Raw genomic sequence first — 18,689 nt, 5'->3', positions numbered from 1 at the left:
TTTGTACGAACGGTGGTTCAGCGCTGGCAGTGCGGGCAATAGAAGGTCGAGCGCTGACCCTGCACGATCTGGCGAATCGGCGTCTGACAGATACGACATGGATTTCCGGTGCGGTCATACACGAAATAATCGAGCTGGAAGTAGCCGCTTTGGCCGTCGCTGCCAACGAAGTCTCGCAAGGTGCTGCCGCCCTTGTCGATGGCGGCAGCGAGAATTTCGCGAATCGCCCGAGCCAACCTGTCGTAGCGGGCCCGGGATATGCGCCCGGCGGCCGCGCGCGGATGGATGCCAGCCCGGAACAGGCTCTCCGACGCATAGATATTGCCCACGCCGACCACGATATCGCCAGCCAGCAACGCCTGCTTGATGGCCACGCTGCGCCCGCGCGTGCGGGCGTGCAGCAGCGCACCGCTGAAAGCATCGGAAAAAGGCTCGACGCCCAAAGCGCTCAGCAACGGATGATGCAGAATGTCTCCGGCCGCGGCCGGATGCCAAAGCACCGCGCCGAAGCGGCGCGGGTCGCGATACCGCAATACGCAGCGCTCGAACACGAGGTCGACATGGTCGTGCTTGCCAGCGGCCGGCAGCGCCGCAACGTCGGGCAGCACCCGCAAGGTGCCGGTCATGCCGAGGTGCACCAGCAGCCAACCCTGATCGCATGCCAGCAGCAGATACTTGCCTCGCCGCTCTACGCGGCGCAGTGTCTGGCCGCGCAACAGATCGTCCAGGCCCGGCGGCACGGGCCAACGCAGGGCGGGCACCCGTACGTCGGCACGAGTGATGCGCTGGCCTGCAACATGGGGGGAAATGCCCCGGCGGGTTACTTCGACTTCCGGCAACTCAGGCATACTGTCGAACGTTTCGTGAGGATTTAGACTCTATTGTAGCGAGCGCGCTACAATCCATTGAAACACGCATCGGACCACTATGCCGACCATTATTCGCCCCCGTTTTCTGCAGCACTTGCCGCGGCTCGCCGCCTGCTTGCGCCCATTGGCCATTGCAGGCACATTGCTCGGCGTCTCGACGCTAATAAATCCGGTTTTTGCACAGGGTGATGCCCCTTCACCGGTCATGCCGGCATCGTCAGTCATCGCGAATCATCCGGACGGACAGAAGGAAGCCCTGCCCAACGTCGCGCTCAACAGCGAAATCATGTTCCAGGTGCTGGCGGCGGAAATCAGCCTGCAGCGAGGCTTGCTGGCGCCTGCATACAATACTTACCTGGCGTTGGCCAAGGAAACGCGCGATCCGCGCATGGCCCGCCGCTCGGTGGAAATTGCTCTCGGCGCCCGTCAACTGGGCGACGCGCTGGTCGCCGCCCGCCAGTGGCACCGCCTGGATCCGCAGTACCGCCCCGCCAGCCAGTTGCTTGCCAGCCTCGAGGTCGGCACAGGGCACCTGAAGGAAGCCGAGCCGCTGCTTGCCGAAGAACTCGCGGCCGTGCCCGAGGCGCGACGCGGCGAAGCGATCCTGGAGCTACAGCAGCTGCTCTCCCGCGCACCGAACCAGAACGATGCGTTGACGGCGCTGACGCGATTGCTCGTCAACGACATGCAGCGCCCCGAGGCGCAACTGGCGATGGCTCGTGCGCAACTGGCCGCAGGCCAATCGGCCGCTGCCATGACGTCGCTCGATACCGCGCTCAAAATCAGGCCCGATTACCAGGCTGCCGCGCTTCAGTTGTCGGAGGTCGGCGCTCCCGAGCGGCCTGTCGCGCTTGCTCAATTGCAGGCTTTTTTGGCCCGCAACCCCGACGCGAAGGAAGTGCGCTTTGCCTATGCCCGCTTGTTGCTGGCGGACAATCAGCTCGACGCCGCGCAACAGCAGTTCGAGTTGCTCGAAAAGCGCTACCCGCACGACCTCTCGACATTGATGGCGCTGGCGCTGCTCAATCTGCACAGCCAGCACAATGCGCAAGCCGAGCAATACCTGCGCAAGTATGCCGATGAGGCGGTTCAGCAAAATACCGATCCGGCTCAGGCTTATATTTATCTCGCGCAAATCGCGGAAGACCGCAAGGACTATCAGGCGGCCGACCAATGGCTCACCCGTATCTCCGTCGGCAGTGCTGCATATATCCCCGCCCAGATCGGGCGCGCCCAGCTCCTGAGCGATCAAAACAAGGTCGGGGCCGCGCTCGCCCTGCTGCGCTCGGTACAAACGAATGATCCGCTGGATCAATTGACGCTCAAGCGCGGCGCGGCGGACATTCTGGTCAAGGCCAAACGCTATGGTGCGGCTGAAGACATGCTCGCCAAGCTCTCCAAACAGTATCCCAGCGACGGCGACCTGCTATACCAGTACGGCATGGCAGCAGAACTCAATAAGCATTACGACGTCATGGAAAAGGCCATGCGCCGCCTGATCGCGATTCAACCCAACAATGCGCAGGCCTATAACGCGCTCGGGTATTCGCTCACCGAACGCAACACCCGCTTGCCAGAGGCATTGAAGCTGCTGCAAAAGGCATCGGCCCTGGCACCCAACGATCCGTACATCATGGATAGCCTGGGCTGGGTCAAATTCCGGATGGGTAACAAGGACGAGGCGGTTGCCCTGCTCAAGCAGGCATTCACGATGCAGGCGCAAGCCGAAATCGGCGCGCATCTGGGCGAAGCGCTGTGGGAAACCGGCCAGCGGGATGAAGCGCGCAAATACTGGCGCGAGGCCTACAAGGTCGACCCCAATGACGACACACTCAAGGCGACGCTCAAGCGTTTCCATTTCAATCCGTGAGCATGAGCTTGATGGCAAGACCCACGCCCTGGCTGCCCCCCTTTCTGTTGAGTGGATTGCTGACGATAGCCTGCGTTCTGCCCGGTTGCGCCAGTTTGCAGCCGCCACCGGCGGCAAACATCGCCGCCAGCAGTGCCGTTCAGGATTACGACGGGCGGTTCGCCGTGCGCTACGAACAAAACGGCGAAATCAAGAACGCGTATGGCAATTTCACGTGGCGGCAACAAGGTGATGCCGTCACGTTGCAATTGCTCAATCCACTCGGCCAGACCCAGGCCATCGTCTACAGCACGCCAGGCGCCGCAAAGCTCGAACTGCCCGACCGCGCCCCGCTGACCGGCCCCAGGCTGGAGCAGGTCATGCACGATGCGCTCGGATTCGCCCTGCCGGTGGCGGGCTTGCGCTACTGGCTGCAACTCGAGGCCGCACCGGATTCACGCAGCTCGCTCACGCGCGACCCGCAAACCGGGCGCATCACGCAGTTGCAACAGGACGGGTGGACGATCGACTATCTCAGCTATACGGGCACCCAGCCGGCGCGTATCAAGCGAATCAACCTCTCGCGCGAGCTGAACGGCGAGCCGCTCCAGGTGAAGCTGGTGCTCGACAATTAATCCGATAAACAAACCGGTCATGTCCGACACGCTGCGCGATTGCCCTGCCCCGGCCAAGCTCAATCTCTTTTTGCACATCACCGGCCGGCGTGCCGACGGTTACCATGAGTTGCAGACAGTTTTTCAACTGATCGACTGGGCCGATACGCTACATTTCCGGCGACGCGCCGACGGCCGGATCGTGCACGAAACACCCCTGCCCGGCGTGCCGCCGGAGAGCGACCTCACGGTGCGCGCGGCGCGCTTGCTGCAAACTCACACCAGAACGGGGTTCGGCGTCGATATCGCCATCGAGAAGCGCTTGCCGCAAGGTGCCGGCCTCGGTGGCGGCAGCTCCGACGCCGCCACCACGCTGTTGGCGCTCAACCGGCTCTGGCAACTCGATCTGCCGCGCGCCGAACTGGCCCGACTCGGGCTGCAGCTCGGCGCCGACGTGCCATTCTTCGTGTTTGGTCGCAATGCCTTTGCCGAGGGACTGGGTGAGCGCCTGCAGGCAGTCGATTTGCCGCAACGGTACTTCCTGGTCGTGACGCCGCCCGTGCAAGTGCCGACTGTCGAAATTTTCAACGATCCCCGATTGACACGTAATACGAAATCAATCACAATTACGGACTTTCTCGGGCACGGTAATTATGATGTCTTCGGCCGCAACGATATGCAGCCGGTTGCCACCGAGAAATACCCGGAAGTCGCTGCGGTGCTCGAGTGGTTCAAGCCGTTCGGTGCCGCCCGCATGACCGGTTCCGGCGCCAGTGTCTTTGCGGCATTTGGCGATCGGGTCCAGGCGCAGGAAGCGTACAGCAGGTTACCGGAGCACTGGCAGGGCCGTATTTGCACCAGTCTCGATCGTCATCCGCTGTTCGACTTCGCGTCATAAAGGGTTTTTCTTCGTCGCGGTTGTCGCGGCGAGGTATCGGTCAGCGTAGGGGAGTCGCCAAGTTGGTTAAGGCACCGGATTTTGATTCCGGCATTCGAAGGTTCGAATCCTTCTTCCCCTGCCAGTTTCTCTTTAGTTCAGCTTCGCCCACACCCAGTCCCGCAGGTGCCAGATGAGTAGCGATGGCTTAATGGTATTTACCGGGAACGCCAATCCCGCCCTGGCCCAAGAGGTCGTCCGCATTCTCGGCATTCCGCTCGGCAAAGCGATGGTAAGTCGCTTCTCGGATGGCGAAATTCAGGTTGAAATTCAGGAAAACGTACGCGGCAAGGATGTCTTCGTCCTGCAATCCACGTGCGCGCCGACGAACGACAACCTGATGGAACTGATGATCATGGTCGACGCGCTCAAGCGCGCCTCGGCCGGACGAATCACCGCTGCGATTCCCTATTTCGGGTACGCGCGGCAAGATCGGCGCCCCCGTTCGGCGCGGGTGGCCATCTCGGCCAAGGTGGTTGCCAACATGCTGCAGATCGCGGGCGTGGAGCGCATCATCACGATGGATCTGCATGCTGACCAGATTCAGGGCTTCTTCGACATCCCCGTCGACAATATCTACGCTTCGCCGCTGCTGCTGGGCGACCTGCGCAAGCAGAAATACGAAGACCTGCTGGTCGTGTCGCCCGACGTCGGCGGTGTGGTGCGCGCCCGTGCGATGGCCAAGCAACTTCATTGCGATCTGGCGATCATCGACAAGCGCCGCCCCAAGGCCAATGTGGCCGAGGTAATGAACATCATCGGCGAGGTCGAGGGCCGTACCTGCGTGATCATGGACGACATGGTGGACACAGCCGGAACGCTGTGCAAGGCCGCGCAGGTCCTCAAGGAGCGTGGCGCCAAGCGGGTGTTCGCTTATTGCACGCATCCGGTATTGTCGGGTGGCGCTGCCAAGCGAATCGACGAATCCGATCTGGACGAAGTGGTCGTCACCGACACGATTCCGCTACGCGGCGACTCGCAGGGTCAGAAGATCCGCCAACTGAGCAGTGCTGGCCTGTTGGCCGAGACGTTCTCGCGCATTCGCCGCGGCGATTCGGTCATGTCGCTATTTGCCGATCTCTGATCGATACGCATTTTTCGGCGGCGTCGTGCTGCCGATATCAGTGGGCAGGGAAATATCCCTGCCCTTTTAATCGCCGGATCCCCGGATTTCGGGTGTTGCCGGCACTTCACCGCCTGGTCGCGGGCGGTCACTAGGAGTCATCATGAAAGTAGTCGCTTTCGAGCGTAGTCTGCAGGGAACGGGTGCGAGCCGCCGCCTGCGCAATACCGGCAAAACCCCCGGTATCGTGTATGGTGCGAACGCTGACCCGAAATTGATCGAACTCGATCACAACGCGCTGTATCACGCGCTGCGCAAAGAAGCCTTCCACTCGTCGATTCTCGACCTGGAAGTGGGCGGAACCACCGAGCAGGTGCTGTTGCGCGACGTCCAATACCACCCGTTCAAGCAATTGGTGCTGCACGTCGACTTCCTGCGCGTCGATCCGAATCACAAGATTCACATGAAGATCCCGCTGCACTTCATCAATGCGGACGTATCGCCGGCGGTCAAGCTGGGCGGCGGGATCGTCAGCCACGTGATGAACGAAATCGAAATCAGCTGTCTGCCTGGCAAGCTGCCGGAATTCCTCGAAGTCGATCTGAGCAAGCTGGAACTCGGCCAATCGCTGCACGCCAAGGATGTACCGCTGCCGCAAGGCGTTGATCTGGTGCAGCACGTCGAACAGGAAAATCCCGTGATCGCGACGGTGAGCGTGCCTGCCGGCGCAGTGTCGGAAGAAGCGGCCGCGGCACCCGCTGCCGGAGAAACCCCCGCAGCGTCCTGATCTACACGCGGCGACGCATGTCTCGCAACCCGCCGAGCCCAGACAGGTTCGGCGGGTTTTTTTATGTGGAGTCACCACAGTGGCCGGCCGTCCCAACCCAACGGCGGCGCCACACTACTTGCTGAATCGGACGCTATGATCAAGCTGATTGTCGGACTGGGTAATCCCGGTGCCGAATATGCGAGCACCCGACACAACGCCGGCTTCTGGTTCGTCGACGCGCTGGCGCAGGACGCAGGCGCCGCACTTCGTGCCGAGGCGCGGTTTCATGGCCTGGCTGTCCGGGCTCGCCTCGCAGGCGCGGAGGTCTGGCTGCTCGAGCCGCAGACCTTCATGAATCGATCAGGCCTGGCCGTGGTGTCCCTGGCCAGGTTTTACAAGATTCTGCCGGATGAAATCCTGGTGGTCCACGATGAGCTGGATTTGCCTCCCGGCACGATCAAGCTCAAGCGCGGCGGCGGCAGCGGCGGGCACAACGGCCTGAAGGACATCAGCGCGCACCTGTCGACGCCCGAATACTGGCGCTTGCGCATCGGTATCGGACACCCGCGCACCCAACTGCCCGCAGGCAACCCGCAGGTGGTCGACTTCGTCCTGAAACCGCCTCGCAAAGAAGAGCAGGAAGCGATCGACCGGGCGATGAACCGGGCACAGGAAATCATCGCGCTGACGATCAAGGGCGACATGGAAAAGGCCATGCAGCAATTGCACAGCCAAGGCAGCCGCTAGCCGCCAGGCGTATCGTCGTGCGGGTGGAGGGGGAACGCACCATTGGGCCGACAGCGGTGCCGGCTAGGCGTCTTTCTTGGCGGCTTGCAATGCCAGATATTTTTGCATCAGCGCGTCCTTGCTTTCGACGCGATCCGGGTTCAACGGAATGCACTCCACCGGACACACCTGCTGGCACTGCGGTTCATTGAAATGCCCGACGCATTCGGTGCATTTGTCGGGATCGATCTGATAGATCTCCACACCCATTGAAATGGCGTCGTTCGGGCACTCCGGCTCGCACACATCGCAATTGATGCATTCATCGGTAATCATCAAAGCCATACGGCCACACTCCTGCGATACGGGTCGCACGCATACCGGATGGATCGGTGCGAACCGCTCGCTGCTGCTTCAAGACAGTTGGCTGACCTTGTCGACCAGCCATTTTTCTACCGACGGGAAAACGAATTTGCTGACATCGCCGCCCAATTGGGCAATCTCGCGCACGATCGTTCCCGAAATGAATTGATACTGATCCGAAGGCGTCATGAACATCGTTTCCACGTCCGGCAGCAAATAGCGATTCATGCCGGCCATCTGAAACTCATATTCAAAGTCGGACACCGCGCGCAGGCCACGCACGATGACGCGGGCCTGGTGCTTGCGAACAAAATCCTTGAGCAGCCCGGCAAACCCCTCGACCGCGACATTCGGATAGTGGCCCAGTACTTCGCGGGCAATATCCAGCCGTTCGTCCAGCGTGAAGAACGGCTTCTTGTTACGGCTGTCGGCCACACCCACGACCAGCTTGTCGAAAATGCCCGCCGCACGGCGCACCAAATCCTCGTGTCCGCGCGTGAGCGGATCGAAGGTTCCCGGATAAATAGCTACCACCATGCCAACGTCTCCCACCCTGCTCAGGGTCTGCTCGATTCAGTCATTGTCGTCGCTTGCGATCGACTCGGATTGCAACAAATGATAATGCACCGCGCCCGCTTTCGCCTGACGCGCAATGCGCAGGCCGGTCGCCTCCAGCAAATCGGCCGCCACCGGCGCCTCGGCCTCCACATACAAAACGCCGCCCGGCGCCAGTAACCGCACTGCGTCGGGCAGTACCTGCGGCAGCCAGTCCTGTCCGAACGGCGGATCGAGAAAAATCACGTCGAACGAACCAGCGCCTAGCTTGCCGACCAGGCGCCGCGCGTCGCCATGCAGGATGTCGACCTGCGTGGCGGCCAGCTTCTGGCGAATTGCCTCGAGTTGCCGCACCGAAGCCGCCAATTTCTCCACCAGCACCACGCTTGCAGCGCCACGCGAGGCGGCCTCGAATCCCAGCGCACCGCTGCCGGCAAACAGATCGAGGCACCGCAGACCGCTCAAATCCTGCCCAAGCCAGTTGAACAGGGTCTCCCGCACGCGATCAGGCGTCGGCCGCAGTCCCTCGCCGCTCACCACAGGAAGCAGTGTGCGCTTCCACCGCCCGCCGATAATCCTGACCTGTTGCGGTGGCGATTTCGCCCCTCGGACGGAATTCATCGCCAATCCCGACCTGCCGGCGTCGTTTGTGCGGCGCCTTGCATGAATATTTCCGGATAAAAATCAGCCATCTTCGATCAATGCCGCTCTTTCGAGAGCGCCACCTTACCACATTGCGCGCCCGCCAACGGCCTCGCGCCGCGTGGCTTGCTACACTGTCGGGCTGTGCCCCGGACGGGGTAATTCGCCGTTTTGCCCGATTACCATGCCAGCCACTGCACTCGCATTACATGACGTCCGCAAGCTTTATGACGGCAAGCCCGTCGTCGATGGCCTGAGTTTTTCCGTCGCGCGCGGCGAATGCTACGGTTTGTTGGGACCCAACGGCGCCGGCAAGACCACTACGCTGCGCCTGCTGCTGGGACTCACGACGCCTGACGGCGGCTCGATCCGGCTTGCCGACGAGGACATCCCGGCCCATGCGCCGATCGCCCGGCGACGGGTCGGCGTCGTGCCGCAATTCGATAATCTCGATCCAGACTTCACGGTACGCGAGAATCTCGAGGTATTTGGCCGTTACTTCGACGTGCCGACGACCGACATGCGCAAGCGCATTCCTGCGTTGCTCGAATTCGCGCGCCTCACGCAGAAGGCTGACGCGCGCGTCAATCAGCTGTCGGGCGGCATGCGGCGCCGGCTCACGCTGGCCCGCGCGCTGGTCAATGACCCCGACATACTGGTTCTCGACGAGCCGACTACCGGGCTCGATCCGCAGGCACGCCACCTGATCTGGGAGCGCCTGAAGTCGCTGTTGGCCGACGGCAAGACCATTCTCCTGACAACCCATTTCATGGAAGAGGCCGAGCGGCTTTGCCACCGCCTGTGCATCATCGACAACGGCCGCAAAATCGCCGAGGGCACGCCGCCCGGACTGATTGACCAGGAGATCGGATGCGACGTCGTGGAAGTCTTCGGCGATATCCCGGCAAATCTGCGCGACACACTGACCGCGCTGGCCGAGCGCGTCGAGACAAGCGGCGAGACGCTGTACTGCTACGTGCGCGATGCGGAGCCGTTATTGCTGAGCTTGAAAAACACCGTGGGCATACGGTATCTGCATCGACCGGCCAACCTGGAAGATGTGTTCCTCAAACTCACCGGTCGGGAGATGCGCGATTGAGCGCGTGACCCTGCCGGGCGATCATAACGAGACAGCACTCATGCGTTACCCGCAACCCTTCTTCCCGTCGAATGCCACACTCTGGTTTACCGTGTGGCGACGCAACTTCCTGGTATGGAAAAAACTGGCCATCGCATCGCTGTTCGGCAATCTTGCCGACCCCATGATCTATCTGTTCGGCCTCGGTTTCGGCCTGGGCCTGATGGTGGGCGAGGTCGACGGCACGTCCTACATCGCCTTTCTGGCCGCAGGTACGGTCGGCTCGAGCGTGATGATGTCAGCCAGTTTCGAGGCGATGTATTCCAGCTTCTCGCGCATGCACGTCCAGCGAACCTGGGAGGCGATCATGCATGCGCCGCTGACGCTCGGCGACGTCGTGCTGGGCGAAATTGTCTGGGCCGCCAGCAAGGCAATTCTCAGCGGCCTGGCCATACTCGCGGTCGCCAGTGCGCTGGGCTATGCGCACTGGCCTGCCGCGCTCTATGCGCTACCTGTAATCGCATTGGCGGGCCTGACATTCGCCAGCCTGGCGATGATCGTCACCGCGCTGGCGCCCAACTATGACTTTTTCCTGTTTTATCAGACCCTGGTGATCACGCCGATGCTGCTGCTGTGCGGCGTATTCTTCCCGCTTTCCCAACTGCCGCCGGGGGTGCGCGACGTCACCGGCTTGCTGCCGCTGGCGCACGCGGTTGAATTGATACGGCCGGCGATGCTCGGCCGGCCGATGGATCACGCGTGGCTGCATTTCGCGGCCCTGGCGATCTATGCGATCGGTGGGTGGCTCACCGCTTTGGCCCTGTTGCGTCGGCGTCTGCTGCGCTGAATCGTCAACGCCGCGCCGAATCTATTGCGACTTCGCCGCAGCCGCGACATTCGTTGGTCCGACCACCACCGTTGCCATCCGGGCCGGGTCGAGGTGACGCGCAAATGCCTGTCGGATGTCGGCCAGCGTGACCTGCTTGACCCGTTGCGTCCAGGTGTCGAGATAATCCAGTGGCAAATCATAGAAGCCGATCGCAGCCACATTGGCGATCAGCTTGCGGTTGCTGTCGATGCGCAGCGCGAAGCCATTGACGAGGTTATCCTTGGCGGCTTGCAACTCCGCGGCGCTCGGGCCTTCCTGGATAAAGCGATCGAGCGTGGCGCGCACGACCCGCAACGCTTGCGCCGCCCGGTCGCGCCGTGTCTGCAGGCCGATCACGAACGGGCCGGCCTGGCGTAACGGCATGAACTGGCTGGTCACGCCGTAGGTCAGGCCACGCTGCTCGCGTACCTCCTGGGTCAGGCGCGAGACGAACCCGCCGCCGCCCAGGATGTAATTGCCAACCAGCAAGGGAAAATAGTCCGGATCGTTGCGCGCGATCGCAGGTTGTCCGATCAGAATGTGTGCCTGTTCCGCCGGGTGCGGCAAATCGATCGACAGCGCGCCCGGCAGCGGACTGACCGGCGGCAAATCCGGCAGCACGCCGCCAGGGGGCAAGCCGGCACTCAGTTGCGCGGCGATTTGCTCGGCCTGGTCCCGCGTGATGGCCCCCACCATAGCGATAACGGCGCGCCTGGCGCTGTAGGCATTTCGGTAAAAGCCGACGATATCCTTCCGATCGATTGCCGCCACGCTGCGCGGCGAGGCAGTGATGCCATAGGGATGCGCGGCATACATCGAGCGCCACAGTGCTTTCTGAGCGACGACTTCGGGCTTGGTATCTGCCTCCTGGATACCGGCAATCAAACGGCCTTTTTCGCGCGTCAGCACGGCCTCGGGAAACGACGGATGCTGCAGGCATTGCGCCAGCGTATCAGTCGCGCGCCGCAACGCGCCGGCGGTGACCAACGTGCGCAGAGACACCGTCGCGTAGTCGCGACCCGCCAATATCGACTGTTGCGCGCCGATATCGGCGAAGCGATCGGCAATTTGCGACTCGCTCAACGCAGCCTGAGTGCCGGCTGCCTCAGTCCCCGTATCGAGCATATCCGCCGTCAGCGCCGCCAGGCCCGCCTTGCCGGTGGGGTCAAAGCGACTGCCCGCATCGAATTCGATCCGCACGTCGAGCATCGGGATCGCATCGCTTTGCACGAACAATACTTTGGCTCCGCTGGCGGTATGCCACGCCTGGATCGGCAACGCGGCGCGAGCGTTCGATACCCCACAGAAAACGGTAAGCGCCAGCCCCATATAAAGCGCGCCGGCACTGGCTATGCGCACTGCAATGCTCATCAACGAGTCGATTCTCATCGGGCGGCCCATGTTTAACGCAACTGATTAAGATTGCCGGCGCCCTGGGCGCGGCGTTTCAGTGTTTGCGCGTCGATCGGCTGGGGCACCAGGGTCGCTACCGTCAGCCGGTCGTCGCTGAAATACTTGCCGGCCACGGCCTGCACCTGAGCCGGCGTCACCTGGGCAATTTTCTCCAGCATCAAATCGAGTTCCCGCCACGAAATGCCGTCCATCTCATTCGCCCCGATCTCCATTGCCTGCCCGAGCAGCGAATCGCGCTTGTAAACCTGGGCGGCCACGACTTGCGCCTTGACGCGCCGCAGTTCCGCCTCGGTGACGCCGTGCGCGGCGATGTCGGCGATTTGGGCGCGTAATGCCTGCTCCAGTTGCGCGGCAGTGTGGCCTTGTGCCGGCACGCCGTCCAGGATGAAAAATTGCGGGCCTCGCCCGATACCGTCGTAGTTCGCGCCGGCCTCATTGGCCAGACGTTGTGTACGAATCAATTGACGCGTCAGGCGCGCGTCGCTGTAGCCATCGAGCACACCGGCCAGCACCTGCAGCGCGTAGACGTCATCGTCCGCTGCTACGTCCTTCAGCCGCGGCGCGCGAAACGCCAGCGCCACATAAGGGTTCTCGGCCGGCGCCTTGACGCTGATGCGCCGCTCGCCGAGTTGCGCCGGCTCCGTCTGGGGGCGCCGCTGCGGCAACGGGCGAGCGGGAATGCCGCCAAAATACTTTTCGGCCCACTGCTTGACCTGTGCTGGATCGACATCCCCGCACACGACGACCACGGCGTTGTTCGGCGCATACCAGCGCCGGTACCAGGTTTGCGCATCCGACACGCGCATGTGCTGCAGATCGTTCATCCAGCCGATGATTGGCCGGCGGGAGGGGTTGGCCACCAGCGCTGTGGCCATCAATTGCTCGAACAGCAGCGCGCGAGGCTGGTCTTCGGTTCGCAGGCGCCGCTCCTCCATCACGACCTGGATTTCCTTATTGAACTGGCTGGCCGACAGGGCCAGATGCTGCATGCGGTCGGCTTCGAGCGCCATCATCTCCGGCAGGTGGGATTTTCCGATTTGCTGGAAGTACGCTGTGTAGTCCTTGCTCGTGAAAGCGTTCTCGTGACCGCCCAGCGCCGCCACGCGACGCGAGAACTCACCTGGCCCGATCCGCCGGGTACCGCGAAACATCATGTGTTCGAGTACGTGCGCCACGCCGGTGGTGCCGTTGAACTCATCGATCGATCCGGCGCGGTACCAAACCATGTTGACGACCGTCGGCGCGCGGTGATCTTCCTTGACGATCAGGCGCAAACCATTCGGCAAGGTGAATTCCGTCGTTTTGTTTTCGACGCTCGGGAGTGTCCCCGCATGGCCGAGCGCCACGAATCCCGCCAACGCTATCCCGACCCATGCTTGCCGCCAGCGCATCGCATCCCCTTTTTTGGCCCGACCGGGCTCGCTCGTGAATCCCGTCTGATAAAATGTGCCCCATTCCCACGGAGCACGGCGCCCATTATTGTATGGCGATTCCTGCTTTGCTCCTCTGCCGAGTTTCCCCCAAGCATGTTCAGCTTTTTTAAACGCTTCAAGTCCGGCGCGCCGGCCCAGGACGAGCCGGAAAATCCCGCGCCGCAGACCGTTGTCGAGCCCCTTCCCAGCGAGCCCGTAACAGTTCCCGAACCCGAACTGAGCGAGGAAGCCGCTGCAAGCGAAGGTGAAATCATCGCTGCGCCGCCGCCGGAGCCGGCCGCCAAGCGCTCGTGGATCGGCCGCCTGAAGTCCGGCCTGGCCAAGACCAGCGCCGGGCTGACCGGCGTTTTCGTCGGCGTCAAGGTCGACGAATCGCTGTTCGAGGAATTGGAAGACGCCCTGCTGATGAGCGACGCCGGCGTCGAGGCCACCCAGTATTTGCTCAAGGCGTTGCGCCAAAAGGTCAAGACCGACCGGCTGACCGAAGGCGAGCAGGTCCGGCTGGCATTGCGCGATTTGCTGGTAGAGCTGCTCAGGCCGCTCGAGCGCACGATGGTCCTGGGCCGCGAGCAACCGCTGGTGATCATGATCGCGGGCGTCAACGGCGCGGGCAAGACCACCAGCATCGGCAAATTGGCCAAGCATTTCCAGGCGTATGGACAATCGGTACTGTTGGCTGCCGGCGACACTTTTCGAGCCGCAGCCCGTGAGCAATTGGCGATCTGGGGAGAGCGCAACGGCGTGACGGTCGTGTCCCAGGAGAGCGGCGATCCCGCGGCGGTGGTGTTCGATGCGGTCAACGCCGCGCGCGCGCGCAAGATCGATATCGTGATGGCCGATACCGCTGGCCGCCTGCCGACCCAGTTGCACCTGATGGAAGAGCTGAAGAAGATCAAGCGCGTTCTGGCCAAGACCGGACACAATGCGCCGCACGAGATCCTCCTGGTGATCGACGGCAACACCGGGCAAAACGCCCTCAGCCAGGTCAAGGCATTCGACGACGCCCTGCAACTGACCGGCCTGATCGTGACGAAACTCGACGGAACCGCCAAGGGCGGCATTCTGGCGGCCATTGCGAGGCAGCGCCCGATCCCCGTCTACTTCATTGGCGTAGGGGAAAAGGTCGAAGACCTGCAACCCTTTTCGGCCGAGGAATTCGCCGACGCCGTGCTGGGCATTTGAACGGCGCCGGCGTCAGCCAACCCGCGCCGGGCTATTCTGCGTCGGGCTGAGCGCCCGGCGCCGCCTTGGAAAACGCATCGAGCGTCATGCAATGAGCGTGAATCCGGCGAATGGTCGGATAGGGACTCAAGTCGACATCGAAACGCTGCGCATTGAATATCTGGGGAATCAGACAGCAGTCGGCCATCGTCGGGGTATCTCCGAAGCAGAAATCCCCGGCCGGCGACGAGGCGTTCAGCCGCTTCTCGAGCGACGCGAAGCCGAGCTCGATCCAGTGGCGATACCAGCCGTTTTTCGCTTCCTCCGGCACTTTCAACTCGTGCTTGAGATATTTCAGCACGCGCAGGTTGTTGAGTGGGTGGATCTCGCAGGCCACGTCCAGCGCCAAGGCCCGCACTTGCGCACGATCGAGCGCAGCTTTGGGTAACAACGCGGGAGTCGGGTGTATTTCGTCCAGATACTCGATGATTGCCAGCGATTGATGCAGCGTCTGGCCACCGTCGAGCAGTACCGGCACCAGCGCATCCGGATTGAGCGCCCGGAATTCCGGCAGGAGTTGTTGGCCCCCATCGCGCACCAAATGCACCGGCACGCTTTCATAGGGCAACCCCTTTAGATTGAGTGCAATTCGCACCCGAAACGAGGCGGAACTGCGGAAGTAGGTGTACAGCGTAAGCATGGTGCTCCTTGGAAAGACCGGTCCGTGGAATGTCGTTCTCGCCGCTTGGGACTCAAACGACCTCGACGTGCAGCTCGCCCAAGCCGTCGACACCTCCGACCATCAGGTCTCCCGGCACGATCGCGCCGACGCCCTCCGGTGTGCCGGTAAAAATCAGATCGCCAGGCTGCAGCTCGAAAAAACTGGAAAGGTAAGCGACCGTCTCGGGAATCGACCAGATCATGGCGGCAATGTCGCCGCGCTGCCTTTGTTCGCCATTGACGCTCAGCCAGATAGCGCCGCGCACGGGGTGGCCGACGTCGATGGCGCGATGCAACGGCCCCATCGGTGCGGCATGATCGAATCCTTTGCCGGTGTCCCAGGGCCTGCCGGTTTTCTTCGCCTCGTTCTGCAGATCGCGCCGCGTCATGTCCAATCCCAGCGCGTAGCCGTAGATGTGCTCGTTGGCCTGTTCGACGTCGATGTGCTTGCCCCCCTTGCCGATCGCGGCAACGAGCTCGAACTCGAAATGGCAATTTTTGGTTTGCGGCGGATAGGGAAACAGTCCAACCGTGCCCGACTCGACATTGACAACCGCATCGGCGGGCTTGCAGAAAAAAAATGGCGGTTCGCGATCGGGATCGGACCCCATTTCACGCGCGTGGTCCGCATAATTGCGGCCGACGCAGTAGATGCGATGCACAGGAAATTGCTGATCGATGCCCACCACCGGCACCGCGACAGGCACCGGGGGTTCGAACACATAACGCATTGCGGTCTCCTCGAGGGGGATGCACCCAAACCGACATAGTACTTGAAGCGTTCTGACTTTTGCTGGCCACCTCGATGAGGCGACTGCTTTATATTACGGCTAATAGGCGGCGCGATCGGCTGCCGCTCCTCATTCGCGCTCGACACGATGACTGCCCCCTTTGCCTGCTCCGATTTGCTCAAGACCATCGCGCGCGGTGGCGCCGGCGCTCGCGCGCTCCCTCGCGATGACGCCCGAAGACTGTTCGCCGCGATTCTCAACGGGCAGGTTGGCGACATCGAACTCGGCGCTGTCCTGGTTGCCTATCGCATTAAGGGTGAGACGCCGGACGAGCTGGCCGGCATGCTCGCAGCGGCGCAGGCTTCCATCGAGCAGCTGGCGTGTCCGGGCGAGGGTCTGCCGGTCGTTTTACCCAGTTATAACGGGGCGCGCAAACAGCCGAATCTGACCCCATTATTGGCGTTACTGCTGGCTCGCGAAGGGGTGCCGGTCCTCGTACACGGTGTGAGCAGCAACTCTTCCTCGCGGGTGACCAGCGCCGCCATTTTTGCCGCCTTGGGTCACGCTCCCGCGCTCTCGGTCGATTCGGCCCAAGTCGCTCTGGCGCGCGGATACCCGGCGTTTATGCCAATCGAAGCGCTGTCTGCCCCGCTTGCCCATCTGCTGGAGATGCGTGCGGTGATTGGCGTTCGCAATTCCGGACACACGCTGGTCAAGTTACTGCAGCCGTTTCGGCAGCCAGCGCTCAGGTTGGTCAATTTTACCCACCCGGAGTATCGGGACACCCTGACGGCACTGTTCACCGATCCGGTGCTCGCCGGACCGGCCGGCGTTCTGCTGGCGCGCGGCACCGAGGGCGAACCGGTCGCCGACGCCCGCCGTCAGGCGGCGATGGATTGGCTGCAGGGGGGACGAAAAAGCTGCGTGGTAGCGGCCGATGCCGGTCCGCTGGAGCAGATTCCAGCGCTGCCGACAAGCGACGCGAACAGCACCGCAGCTTGGATACGGGATGTTTTGAGTGGCAGAACCCCCGTGCCGGCACCTATTGCGCGTCAGGTCGATGCGATCCTGCAGATATGCCGGCAACACCAGTCGCCGCCCGCCGGCAGGCCGGCTATCTGAGCTCACGCCCGGACGTCGGGCGGTTGCGTCACTCCGATGCCGTGCGGGTCGCCTGCCATGAAATCAGTCGCCACTGGTTTTTCTGCAGCACGTGAACGGCTATATAGGTCATCGACGACGACAAGGGTCCGGTGGCACTCTCCAATTCGATTCGAAGCTTGCCCGTGACGACCACCGTATCGCCAAATTCGCGCAGCTCCTGGGTCTGTACCTCGATATCGCGGTAGCGGCGCCGGCCCGCCGACAATGCGCCGAGGAATTGCTCCTTGGTCTCGCGCTTGCCGTTCGAATGCACATAATGGAGATCGTCGTAGAGCATCGCATCAAGCTGCTCCACGTCGCCCTCGATCATTGCGGCATAGCGGGCGGATTCCAGGGCGCGAACCGTGTCGATATTCTTGACAGGCATGCGTGCCTCCCACGCGTCATGAGTCGGAAGGATAAACTCAGGTAAATCTCAGCAGCGATAATTTCTGGAATTTATACCATGACGGCGGAGTTTGAGATGAATCAAGAAAATTCTCAGAGAAAATCCCTACATTTAATTAGAGAATTCGTTTGAAACTTGCTGACCGGGAGCCCCTCTAATGCTTAGCACTCTTGAAGCGAGAGTGCTAAAATGGTCCGTAACCGATGAACAGGAGCAACACCGCTTGAGCGACGCCATGACGACCCAGTCCCTTTCTCCGCTTGCCGTCAAGGCACAGGAGGCGCGCGCCTTGACGCTCTCTCCATCCGCGATGCTACCCGCCAGCGTGGGTAATATTGACGCCTACATCCAGGCCGTCAACCGGATTCCCTTGCTGTCGGCCGACGAGGAGCGTCAACTGGCCACCGAATACCGTGACCATGAAAATCTCGATGCCGCGCGTCGTCTCGTGCTGTCGCATCTGCGTCTGGTCGTGTCGGTCGCCCGCAACTATCTGGGATACGGCCTGCCGCACGCGGATTTGATCCAGGAAGGAAATATCGGTCTGATGAAGGCGGTCAAGCGCTTCGACCCTTCGCAGGGCGTGCGATTGGTCTCGTATGCGATCCACTGGATCAAGGCCGAGATCCATGAATATATCCTGCGCAACTGGCGCATGGTCAAGGTCGCCACCACCAAGGCTCAGCGCAAGCTGTTTTTCAATCTGCGCAGCCATAAACAGGGAGTGCAGGCCTTCACGCCGGAAGAAATCGAGACGGTCGCCAAGGAACTGAATGTCAAGCGCGAGGAAGTCGCCGAAATGGAAACCCGCCTGTCGGGTGGCGACATCGCGCTCGAGGGCAAGGTGGAAGATGGCGAGGAAGCATTCGCGCCGATCGCTTATCTGGCTGACACCCATAACGAACCCACCGCGGTATTGGCAGCGCGCCAGCATGACCGCCTGCAAAGCGACGGTCTCGTCAGCGCCCTGGAAAAACTCGATGCGCGAAGCCGCCGCATCATCGAAGCACGGTGGTTGAATGTTCGCGACGATGGGTCCGGTGGATCGACTTTGCACGATCTGGCCGACGAATTCGGTGTCTCGGCGGAACGGATTCGACAGATCGAAGTAACCGCCATGAAGAAAATGAAAACAGCACTGCAAGCGTACGTTTAAGTCGTCGATCGAAATAACATCGTACACGCCCCGTTCGCGGGGCGTAATGAGATGGTCACCCCCACCCTACGAGCAATCGTCAAGAGTGGTGTATGCGGGTCGGTCGACATGATCAGGCGGCCAGCGCTTGAGGAGCCGGTGTGCTTTCAATCACCGGCGTTCCGTCCTCGAAGGGAATGCCCTTCAGAAG

At 61.9% G+C, this 18,689-nt stretch carries 20 protein-coding genes and 1 tRNA gene; 12 read left to right on the top strand and 9 right to left on the bottom strand.

Annotated elements, in window-relative coordinates:
* Positions 1-17: 17 nt before the first annotated feature.
* Positions 18-848 (bottom strand): bifunctional DNA-formamidopyrimidine glycosylase/DNA-(apurinic or apyrimidinic site) lyase, encoded by an 831-nt coding sequence (mutM, locus tag EPN80_RS12335; protein WP_293027442.1) that lies wholly within the window; start codon positions 846-848, stop codon positions 18-20.
* Positions 849-927: 79 nt separating this feature from the next.
* Between mutM and EPN80_RS12330 the strand changes: the two genes are divergently transcribed.
* The 7 genes from EPN80_RS12330 (at position 928) to pth (ending at position 6,848) form a co-directional block, all read left to right on the top strand.
* A complete protein-coding gene (locus EPN80_RS12330) occupies positions 928-2,739 on the top strand; it encodes a tetratricopeptide repeat protein (protein WP_293027439.1) in 1,812 nt (603 codons plus the stop codon).
* 11 nt (positions 2,740-2,750) lie between these two features.
* A complete protein-coding gene (gene lolB / locus EPN80_RS12325) occupies positions 2,751-3,353 on the top strand; it encodes a lipoprotein insertase outer membrane protein LolB (protein ID WP_293027436.1) in 603 nt (200 codons plus the stop codon).
* A 19-nt stretch (positions 3,354-3,372) separates the two neighbouring features.
* On the top strand, positions 3,373-4,230 hold the full coding sequence (gene ispE / locus EPN80_RS12320; RefSeq protein WP_293027433.1) for a 4-(cytidine 5'-diphospho)-2-C-methyl-D-erythritol kinase: 858 nt from the start codon (positions 3,373-3,375) through the stop codon (positions 4,228-4,230).
* 47 nt (positions 4,231-4,277) lie between these two features.
* Positions 4,278-4,354 (top strand) — tRNA-Gln (locus EPN80_RS12315).
* Between the two features lie 48 nt (positions 4,355-4,402).
* On the top strand, positions 4,403-5,353 hold the full coding sequence (locus EPN80_RS12310; RefSeq protein WP_293027430.1) for a ribose-phosphate pyrophosphokinase: 951 nt from the start codon (positions 4,403-4,405) through the stop codon (positions 5,351-5,353).
* Between the two features lie 142 nt (positions 5,354-5,495).
* Positions 5,496-6,119 (top strand): 50S ribosomal protein L25/general stress protein Ctc, encoded by a 624-nt coding sequence (locus EPN80_RS12305; RefSeq protein ID WP_293027428.1) that lies wholly within the window; start codon positions 5,496-5,498, stop codon positions 6,117-6,119.
* 135 nt (positions 6,120-6,254) lie between these two features.
* The gene (pth, locus tag EPN80_RS12300; RefSeq protein WP_293027425.1) at positions 6,255-6,848 is read left to right on the top strand and encodes an aminoacyl-tRNA hydrolase; all 594 of its coding nucleotides are present in this window, start codon (positions 6,255-6,257) and stop codon (positions 6,846-6,848) included.
* Positions 6,849-6,911: 63 nt separating this feature from the next.
* On the opposite strand, the gene EPN80_RS12295 is transcribed toward pth, so the two are convergent.
* From EPN80_RS12295 to rsmD, 3 genes are all read right to left on the bottom strand, one after another.
* The gene (locus EPN80_RS12295) at positions 6,912-7,172 is read right to left on the bottom strand and encodes a YfhL family 4Fe-4S dicluster ferredoxin (protein WP_293027422.1); all 261 of its coding nucleotides are present in this window, start codon (positions 7,170-7,172) and stop codon (positions 6,912-6,914) included.
* 69 nt (positions 7,173-7,241) lie between these two features.
* Positions 7,242-7,727, bottom strand: a complete 486-nt coding sequence (gene coaD, locus EPN80_RS12290; protein WP_047215117.1) for a pantetheine-phosphate adenylyltransferase — start codon at positions 7,725-7,727, stop codon at positions 7,242-7,244.
* Positions 7,728-7,763: 36 nt separating this feature from the next.
* Positions 7,764-8,366, bottom strand: coding sequence for a 16S rRNA (guanine(966)-N(2))-methyltransferase RsmD (gene rsmD / locus EPN80_RS12285; protein ID WP_293027417.1), 603 nt, complete (start codon positions 8,364-8,366; stop codon positions 7,764-7,766).
* A 205-nt stretch (positions 8,367-8,571) separates the two neighbouring features.
* Here rsmD and nodI point away from each other — a divergent pair, with 205 nt between their 5' ends.
* Positions 8,572-9,486: a nodulation factor ABC transporter ATP-binding protein NodI gene (gene nodI / locus EPN80_RS12280; RefSeq protein WP_293027415.1), complete on the top strand. Its 915-nt coding sequence runs from the start codon at positions 8,572-8,574 to the stop codon at positions 9,484-9,486.
* A gap of 40 nt (positions 9,487-9,526) precedes the next feature.
* Entirely contained in the window at positions 9,527-10,312 is a 786-nt protein-coding gene (locus EPN80_RS12275) for an ABC transporter permease (protein WP_293027412.1), read from the top strand.
* 21 nt (positions 10,313-10,333) lie between these two features.
* Here the strand turns inward: EPN80_RS12275 and EPN80_RS12270 are convergent, their stop codons facing one another.
* Together EPN80_RS12270 and EPN80_RS12265 are read right to left on the bottom strand one after the other, a co-directional pair.
* Positions 10,334-11,704: a pitrilysin family protein gene (locus tag EPN80_RS12270; protein ID WP_293027409.1), complete on the bottom strand. Its 1,371-nt coding sequence runs from the start codon at positions 11,702-11,704 to the stop codon at positions 10,334-10,336.
* Between the two features lie 32 nt (positions 11,705-11,736).
* Positions 11,737-13,137, bottom strand: a complete 1,401-nt coding sequence (locus EPN80_RS12265) for a pitrilysin family protein (protein ID WP_293027406.1) — start codon at positions 13,135-13,137, stop codon at positions 11,737-11,739.
* A gap of 135 nt (positions 13,138-13,272) precedes the next feature.
* Between EPN80_RS12265 and ftsY the strand changes: the two genes are divergently transcribed.
* The gene (ftsY, locus tag EPN80_RS12260; protein ID WP_293027403.1) at positions 13,273-14,361 is read left to right on the top strand and encodes a signal recognition particle-docking protein FtsY; all 1,089 of its coding nucleotides are present in this window, start codon (positions 13,273-13,275) and stop codon (positions 14,359-14,361) included.
* A 31-nt stretch (positions 14,362-14,392) separates the two neighbouring features.
* Here ftsY and maiA read toward each other — a convergent pair whose 3' ends face one another.
* Both maiA and EPN80_RS12250 read right to left on the bottom strand, forming a co-directional pair.
* Entirely contained in the window at positions 14,393-15,040 is a 648-nt protein-coding gene (maiA, locus tag EPN80_RS12255; protein ID WP_293027400.1) for a maleylacetoacetate isomerase, read from the bottom strand.
* 52 nt (positions 15,041-15,092) lie between these two features.
* Positions 15,093-15,791 carry a fumarylacetoacetate hydrolase family protein gene (locus EPN80_RS12250; RefSeq protein ID WP_293027397.1) on the bottom strand — a complete coding sequence of 233 codons (699 nt, stop codon included), beginning with the start codon at positions 15,789-15,791 and terminating at the stop codon, positions 15,093-15,095.
* Positions 15,792-15,938: 147 nt separating this feature from the next.
* On the opposite strand from EPN80_RS12250, the gene ybiB reads away from it, so the two are divergent.
* Positions 15,939-16,913, top strand: a complete 975-nt coding sequence (gene ybiB / locus EPN80_RS12245; RefSeq protein WP_293027394.1) for a DNA-binding protein YbiB — start codon at positions 15,939-15,941, stop codon at positions 16,911-16,913.
* A gap of 28 nt (positions 16,914-16,941) precedes the next feature.
* On the opposite strand, the gene EPN80_RS12240 is transcribed toward ybiB, so the two are convergent.
* Positions 16,942-17,322 (bottom strand): nuclear transport factor 2 family protein, encoded by a 381-nt coding sequence (locus EPN80_RS12240; RefSeq protein WP_293027391.1) that lies wholly within the window; start codon positions 17,320-17,322, stop codon positions 16,942-16,944.
* Positions 17,323-17,566: 244 nt separating this feature from the next.
* On the opposite strand from EPN80_RS12240, the gene rpoH reads away from it, so the two are divergent.
* Positions 17,567-18,499, top strand: coding sequence for an RNA polymerase sigma factor RpoH (gene rpoH / locus EPN80_RS12235; RefSeq protein WP_293027388.1), 933 nt, complete (start codon positions 17,567-17,569; stop codon positions 18,497-18,499).
* The last annotated feature ends 190 nt before the right edge of the window (positions 18,500-18,689 follow it).

It is taken from the genome of Pandoraea sp. (genome assembly GCF_004297875.1).
Lineage (GTDB): Bacteria > Pseudomonadota > Gammaproteobacteria > Burkholderiales > Burkholderiaceae > Pandoraea.
This window is presented reverse-complemented; position numbering and strand designations above follow the sequence as displayed.

What these genes read in the sequence shown, in the direction of transcription:
- lolB (WP_293027436.1), top strand. Translation starts at nt 2,751, where the DNA reads ATGGCAAGACCCACGCCCTGGCTGCCCCCCTTTCTGTTGAGTGGATTG.
- coaD (WP_047215117.1), bottom strand. Translation starts at nt 7,727, where the DNA reads ATGGTGGTAGCTATTTATCCGGGAACCTTCGATCCGCTCACGCGCGGA.
- EPN80_RS12275 (WP_293027412.1), top strand. Translation starts at nt 9,527, where the DNA reads ATGCGTTACCCGCAACCCTTCTTCCCGTCGAATGCCACACTCTGGTTT.
- maiA (WP_293027400.1), bottom strand. Translation starts at nt 15,040, where the DNA reads ATGCTTACGCTGTACACCTACTTCCGCAGTTCCGCCTCGTTTCGGGTG.
- rsmD (WP_293027417.1), bottom strand. Translation starts at nt 8,366, where the DNA reads ATGAATTCCGTCCGAGGGGCGAAATCGCCACCGCAACAGGTCAGGATT.
- ftsY (WP_293027403.1), top strand. Translation starts at nt 13,273, where the DNA reads ATGTTCAGCTTTTTTAAACGCTTCAAGTCCGGCGCGCCGGCCCAGGAC.
- mutM (WP_293027442.1), bottom strand. Translation starts at nt 848, where the DNA reads ATGCCTGAGTTGCCGGAAGTCGAAGTAACCCGCCGGGGCATTTCCCCC.
- nodI (WP_293027415.1), top strand. Translation starts at nt 8,572, where the DNA reads ATGCCAGCCACTGCACTCGCATTACATGACGTCCGCAAGCTTTATGAC.
- pth (WP_293027425.1), top strand. Translation starts at nt 6,255, where the DNA reads ATGATCAAGCTGATTGTCGGACTGGGTAATCCCGGTGCCGAATATGCG.
- EPN80_RS12240 (WP_293027391.1), bottom strand. Translation starts at nt 17,322, where the DNA reads ATGCCTGTCAAGAATATCGACACGGTTCGCGCCCTGGAATCCGCCCGC.
- EPN80_RS12310 (WP_293027430.1), top strand. Translation starts at nt 4,403, where the DNA reads ATGAGTAGCGATGGCTTAATGGTATTTACCGGGAACGCCAATCCCGCC.
- ispE (WP_293027433.1), top strand. Translation starts at nt 3,373, where the DNA reads ATGTCCGACACGCTGCGCGATTGCCCTGCCCCGGCCAAGCTCAATCTC.
- EPN80_RS12250 (WP_293027397.1), bottom strand. Translation starts at nt 15,791, where the DNA reads ATGCGTTATGTGTTCGAACCCCCGGTGCCTGTCGCGGTGCCGGTGGTG.
- EPN80_RS12270 (WP_293027409.1), bottom strand. Translation starts at nt 11,704, where the DNA reads ATGAGCATTGCAGTGCGCATAGCCAGTGCCGGCGCGCTTTATATGGGG.
- EPN80_RS12330 (WP_293027439.1), top strand. Translation starts at nt 928, where the DNA reads ATGCCGACCATTATTCGCCCCCGTTTTCTGCAGCACTTGCCGCGGCTC.
- EPN80_RS12295 (WP_293027422.1), bottom strand. Translation starts at nt 7,172, where the DNA reads ATGGCTTTGATGATTACCGATGAATGCATCAATTGCGATGTGTGCGAG.
- EPN80_RS12305 (WP_293027428.1), top strand. Translation starts at nt 5,496, where the DNA reads ATGAAAGTAGTCGCTTTCGAGCGTAGTCTGCAGGGAACGGGTGCGAGC.
- EPN80_RS12265 (WP_293027406.1), bottom strand. Translation starts at nt 13,137, where the DNA reads ATGCGCTGGCGGCAAGCATGGGTCGGGATAGCGTTGGCGGGATTCGTG.
- ybiB (WP_293027394.1), top strand. Translation starts at nt 15,939, where the DNA reads ATGACTGCCCCCTTTGCCTGCTCCGATTTGCTCAAGACCATCGCGCGC.